This window comes from Undibacterium sp. Ji42W, from assembly GCF_049340405.1.
GTDB lineage: Bacteria > Pseudomonadota > Gammaproteobacteria > Burkholderiales > Burkholderiaceae_D > Undibacterium.
Map to the genome: position 1 here is coordinate 1 of NZ_JBMPOV010000061.1, position 382 is coordinate 382.

General features: G+C 45.5%; 1 protein-coding gene. It reads left to right on the forward strand.

Annotated features, from left to right (window positions below):
* The coding region (locus ACO0LG_RS29595) for a hypothetical protein (protein ID WP_423032211.1) at positions 1 to 188 on the forward strand (188 nt) is incomplete at its 5' end.
* Positions 189 to 382: the final 194 nt, after the last annotated feature.

Consider the following 382-nt stretch of genomic DNA (forward strand, 5'->3'; position numbering starts at 1 on the left):
CGGCACTGGATAACCTGCTGGCGGAATTTGCGACGTGGTACAACGTGATAAGACCGCATCAGCATTTGCATGGCTTGACGCCTGCTGAAGCATGGCGGGGCATTGATCCGTACAAAATCGTACCGCAATCAGTGCAACACTTTACGGCTTGGGATGGGTTGTTACGAGGATATTATTTGCGGCATTAGCGACGAATATCTCCGAATCAAAATAAGCATCGAGAGCGGGCAGCAATGCTGTTCGGGAAGGTGTTCATCTTCAACAAACGATTTGCATAAAATTTAAGCAAGCGATCCAATGGATTAGACTTTACTGATTAAAAATTAGTCAGGTCGGTGTTCAACTGAACCAGAACATCTGCCATTTTCTGCAAAAAATGCAG